Genomic DNA, 5,156 nt, shown 5'->3' on the forward strand with positions numbered 1-5,156 from the left:
CATGATCGGAGACACGGATCTTGACGAGGCGGCTCTCTCGCTGCCGCGACAGCTCGAATGCGTCGAGCGAACCATCGTCGAAGACGCCATTCGAAGACGGAAGGGTGATGTTCAAGCGGCGGCTACGTTGCTCGGCGTCCCCAAACAGACATTTTACGACAAGATCAAACGGCTCGGGATAAGCGTCGACGCGATAAGGGAGAAATTTGGCAACGATGCTTGATCCGCCACTTGTTCGGCAGCGACGGCGCGGGGATCGTTCCTTCCTTCCTTGTCAATCAATTCAAAACGTCGACGCATCGCAAAGCCCCTAATAAATCATCAGGGCTTTGAATCATTCTCCGTCGCCGACGGGAATTCCATTGATGAGTTTAAGGCCTGGCGCGCCGGCTCGATCAATAGCCGGCGCAAAGATTGGCCCATTGCCAACCCCACGACGTCCACACGCGACGCCAGCAGCCGTCGTCGTAATAGTAGGGCCAATAGGCCCCTCCGACGCCAACAGCGACGAAGTTGTGGAAACGACGATGATTTCGGAACGCGAATCGCGCGCCGCCGAAATGAGCGCCCATTGGCGCCATAACGTGACGACCGCCGACCATTCCGCCGTGAAAGCCGCCGCCGAATTGCGCGCCGCCGCCATGCATGCCGCCAAAGCCGCCGTGCATGCCGCCGAACCCGCCGTGAAAAGCCATTGCCGGCGGGGCCAAGCCCAACGTCGCGCCCAACGCCACAGCGGCAAAGCAGCCGAGTAGTTTGCGCTTCATGACCTTCATCCTTCTGGAAAGGGAGGCCGGCGCATTCGCGCTGCAGTCCTCCGATCTGGATTAAGCCAATAAACGCTCGCAATTTCAAATGACTAATTCGACACATTCTGACAAAAAAGTCAGTTTTGCGACCGCCTAATTCATGGGATAATCAGGGCTGTTGATTGCGGTTCGGCCGCAGCGAGGAGACGCGCGTCATGAGCGGCGGGCGGATGCATGTTCTCGTCATCGAGGACGAACCGGAAACGCGGGCCCAGATCATCGACGCCCTTGATTGCGGCGGCTTTGACGTCGACCACGCCGTCACCGGCGACGAAGGATTCAATCGGGCGCGATCGTCGAATTACGCCGTGATAACGGTCGACCGCATGCTTCCCGGAATGGAAGGCATTGCGCTTATCAGGCGCCTTCGCGACGAGGGTGTTTTGACGCCCGCGCTGATCGTGAGCGCCCTCGGTGAGATTGACGACAGGGTGCGAGGCCTGCGCGCCGGCGGCGACGATTACCTGGTCAAACCTTTCGCCTTCGCCGAACTGGTCGCGCGTGTCGAGGCCCTCGCCAGGCGCAGCGACGTCGTGGTCAGGGAAACCATGCTCCGCGTGGGCGATCTCGAACTCGATCTGGTGTCGCGTAGCGCGACCCGCTGCGGCCGTAAGATCGAGTTGTTGCCGCGCGAGTTTCAGGTTCTCGAATATCTCGTCCGGAACCAGGGCCAGGTCGTGCCGCGGGCAATGCTGCTGCAGCATGTCTGGGATCTCCATTTCGACCCAACGACCAATATTATCGACGTCTATGTCGGCCGCGTACGCCGCAAGGTCGACACCGCACAGGCCTATCCGCTGATTCATACCATTCGCGGCGTCGGGTTCTGCCTCCGTGCTCCTCATTAAGACCCTACGGTCCACGACGTTCAGACTCGCGATTCTTTATATCGTGATCTTCAGCGTCGCGACGGCGGGGTTGATTGCCTTTGTCTATTGGTCGGCGACGCGTTACGTGACGAGCGGCGATCATCCGGCATTCGCGAACGATATCGAAATCGCCATGGCGCTCTGGCTCGCGTTGGTCCTAGCGATCGCGGGGATCGCCAGCGTGACCGTGACGCGACGCACGGTCGGACGAATTGAAGCCATCAACGCGACGAGCCGAGCAATCCTGTCGAGCGGCCTTGGCGAGCGGATCCCCTTGCGAGGCACGCATGACGAATGGGACGAACTAGCCGCAAATCTCAATTCCATGCTCGATCGAATTGAAGCGTTGATGACGCAGGTTCAGCAAGTTTCCGACAATGTCGCGCACGACCTCCGCACGCCTTTGGCCCGCATGCGCGGGCGTCTCGAGAAGGCCTGCAATCGGCGCCGGGATGACGACGATCAGGCGCTTATTTCGGATACATTGGCCGATCTCGATACCGTCCTGCGGATGTTTGCTTCTCTCACCCGCATCTCGCAGATCGAGGCCTATGATCGAACCGCATCGTTCGGTCCGGTCAATCTCGCCCAAATCGGCGGCGAGGTCGTCGAACTGTTCGACGCGGCCGCGGAGAACAGAGCCGTGCGCCTCCGTGTCGGCGGCGACGCAATTGTTCTTGCTCTTGGCGACAGAGATTTGCTGTTCGACGCGCTGGCGAATGTCGTCGATAACGCCATCAAACACGGTCGCGAGGGCGGACAGGTCGATGTCGAAGTGAAAAACAGCGCCGAGGGCGCAATCGTTTCCGTCGCCGACGACGGACCAGGCATTCCCGTCAGCGAATTCCAATCCGTTTTCAATCGCTTCTACCGTCTCGAGCGAAGTCGCGGCGTGCCCGGCAATGGTCTCGGGCTCAGTCTCGTGGCCGCAGTCGCTCATCTTCATGCGGCTCAAATCTCACTGGCCGGCAATTATCCCGGTCTTAAGGTCACGCTTTTCTTTCCGACTGTCGCAGGCATTCACGTCGCCTCTTCTTCGTTCGTTCGCAAACACAACGACTAATTGTCGCGCCGGAGTCTGACACATTTGTCATTTGAAAACACACTGCCTTTATGGCCAGATCTGTCAATCGAAGATTTGGACGTTGTCGTAAGCGCGGCCCTCTTACCTGCCTGACAGAGGGGAGTGGCGGAGCGCAACGACGAAGATCGCGGTTGCGCCGACGGCGGATGGTCATTGCGGCGATCGGAGCGAAGGGGAACTGACGGAGTTTCATTCGTGTCTGCCGAATTCGAACTCTTCAGCTCTCTCCTTTCCGGCCTCGCCGCCAGGAATGACGTCGGAATCCTGTTGCGCCTACGGCGCAGCGAAGGTGGGACGAAAACCGAAGCTAAGTTGAGAACAGTGCGAAACAGATCCCGCCGCTTTCAACTCCGGTTTCGCGCGACATGCCAAATTTTAAGCCTGGCATATGCGCTGGTTGCCTCTGACGGGATCGCAATGGCGCAGAGCGATCCACAAGTCAGCGAATTCATGGCGGCCATCAATAGCAGCATCGCCGAGCTTGCCGCCCGATCGGGAGCCGACGCCGCTGGCATTTGCAGGCGCATTAACATGCAGGTCGTCAATATCGACGCCATCGCGACCAATGCGTTAGGCGATGGCGCGAGCGGCATGTCATCACGCCAGCGCGCCGACTATCGCGCGGCGGCGTTGCGTTGGGCGATCCGCGATTGCGTACGCATGAATGGCGACAACAGCGGCCGGCCTTTGACGTTTGTGGAGCTTCGCCGCGGGCAGTCGGGAGGCCTGTTGCTCGCGACCCGGTCCGATCAACCTTCGCACACGGTCGTGTGGCGCCTGGGCGGGCCGAACCGGCTCAAGGCGTTCGATGTCGTCGTCGATGGGCGCAGCATGACTCTTGCGCTGCGCGACGAGACCGCAGCTTTGCTGAATCGAAGCGACAACAATATCGACGCGGCGATTGTAACCCTGGGGCGCTGATCCCCAATCAGACAGTGAGCCATCGGCATGATGCGAGCGGTCCCATTGATCCGTATGGAAAATGTCGGGCGCATATTCGACGGCGGCGCGATCGTCGCGTTGCGGGACGTGAATCTCTCCATAAACGAAGGGGAATGTGTCGCGATCATCGGCAAGAGCGGCAGCGGCAAAAGCAGTTTGATTCAATTGTTGTGCGGTTGCGACGAGCCGACTTCGGGGCGCGTGCGCTGGCGTGAGCGACCCGCGCCCAGCCCGCGGCAATGGCGAATGCTGCGGGCGACGGACATCGGCATCGTGTTCCAGGAATTCAATTTGTTGCCGATCCTGACCGCGCTCGAAAACGTCGAAATCGCCATGGTCGGTCAGGGCGTTTCTGCGGCGAAGAGGCGGCGTCGCGCGGCGGAACTGCTCGCGAGAGTCGGGTTGGAAACGCGCCAGCATCATCTGCCGGCGAAACTGTCCGGCGGCGAGCGGCAGCGGGTCGCGATCGCCCGCAGCGTCGCGAACAACCCGGCGCTGCTTTTGGCGGACGAGCCGACTGGAAGCTTGGACAGCGTCAGCGCCGCCGCCGTAACGGACCTGATGTTCGAAATGCAGCGGACGCACGGCGCTGCCCTTGTCGTGGCGACCCACGATCAAAGTTTGGCCGCGCGTTGTCGGCGTCGGGTTGTGATGAAGGATGGCTGCATCGTGGACGATAGCGCGGCCGCGAGCGCGCCGGCTTGGAGCGTCGAACGCGTCTCTCCCGAAAAAGCGCTCGGATGCGCTCGCGATCGCGGCGGCGGGACGGAGGCGCGGCCATGAATCTGATCGTTTTCGCACTGCGAAATCTCGTCCGGCGGCCCGCGCGTAGTTTGGTGGTTGCGGCGAGCGTCGGCCTGGCCGCCGCCTCGGCTCTCAGCCTGCTCGCGCTTGCAGGAAGCGTCGAACGCGGTGTTGGTGAAGGAGCGGACGAACGGGGCGCCGACCTGACCGCGCTCCCCCGCCGCGCCTCGGATATATTTTCGGGCTTTGTCGCCGAGGACGCCAAGAAAAAGCTGGCGCTGATTCCCGGCGTTCAGGATGTTGCGGGCGAACTGGTGATGTACGCGCCCGTCGACCGCGATCAGCAAAAACTGTTGACCGGCTGGGCCGACGACGGCTTCTTTTGGTCACGAATGCCGGTTGGCCGCGGTCGCACACCTCGGTCTGGCGAACGTGGCGTCGTCGTTCTGGGCGAGGGCGTCGCGGAGGGGCTCAACAAGAATGTTGGCGACACGGTCGATATATTGGACGCGTCGTTCAAAATTGTCGGGATCGCCGCATACCAGTCCGCTCTGAACCGCTCGATGATTTACATGCCCTTATCGGACTTGCAGGAAATCGCCTTCCGACAAGGGCAGGTTTCGCTGTTTCAGATCAAGCTTCGACCTTCGCTGACGTCCTCCGATATCGATGTCGTCAAGGCCGATGTCGCGCGCATCGACTCTCTGA

Annotated in this window: 7 protein-coding genes; 6 read left to right on the forward strand and 1 reads right to left on the reverse strand. The window is 60.8% G+C overall.

From position 1 onward, the window contains the following. Positions 1–223 (forward strand): helix-turn-helix domain-containing protein (locus ACE3S9_RS14500; RefSeq protein ID WP_374547190.1); only part of this gene is annotated, 223 nt, incomplete at its 5' end. 172 nt (positions 224–395) lie between these two features. Here ACE3S9_RS14500 and ACE3S9_RS14505 read toward each other — a convergent pair. Further along, positions 396–776: a hypothetical protein gene (locus tag ACE3S9_RS14505; protein ID WP_374547191.1), complete on the reverse strand. Its 381-nt coding sequence runs from the start codon at positions 774–776 to the stop codon at positions 396–398. Positions 777–964: 188 nt separating this feature from the next. Between ACE3S9_RS14505 and ACE3S9_RS14510 the strand changes: the two genes are divergently transcribed. The 5 genes from ACE3S9_RS14510 to ACE3S9_RS14530 form a co-directional block, all read left to right on the forward strand. Next, complete coding sequence (locus ACE3S9_RS14510; protein ID WP_374547196.1) at positions 965–1,657, forward strand: winged helix-turn-helix domain-containing protein; 693 nt, start codon at positions 965–967, stop codon at positions 1,655–1,657. Then, a complete protein-coding gene (locus tag ACE3S9_RS14515) occupies positions 1,644–2,741 on the forward strand; it encodes a sensor histidine kinase (RefSeq protein ID WP_374547192.1) in 1,098 nt (365 codons plus the stop codon). The genes ACE3S9_RS14510 and ACE3S9_RS14515 overlap by 14 nt, the downstream gene beginning before the upstream one ends. A gap of 216 nt (positions 2,742–2,957) precedes the next feature. Beyond that, on the forward strand, positions 2,958–3,683 hold the full coding sequence (locus ACE3S9_RS14520; RefSeq protein WP_374547193.1) for an ABC transporter substrate-binding protein: 726 nt from the start codon (positions 2,958–2,960) through the stop codon (positions 3,681–3,683). A gap of 27 nt (positions 3,684–3,710) precedes the next feature. After that, the gene (locus ACE3S9_RS14525; RefSeq protein WP_374547194.1) at positions 3,711–4,487 is read left to right on the forward strand and encodes an ABC transporter ATP-binding protein; all 777 of its coding nucleotides are present in this window, start codon (positions 3,711–3,713) and stop codon (positions 4,485–4,487) included. Beyond that, positions 4,484–5,156: ABC transporter permease (locus ACE3S9_RS14530; protein WP_374547195.1), on the forward strand; the 673-nt coding region annotated here is incomplete at its 3' end. The genes ACE3S9_RS14525 and ACE3S9_RS14530, both read left to right, overlap by 4 nt.

Source organism: Rhodoblastus sp., from assembly GCF_041915505.1.
Classification (GTDB): domain Bacteria; phylum Pseudomonadota; class Alphaproteobacteria; order Rhizobiales; family Beijerinckiaceae; genus Rhodoblastus.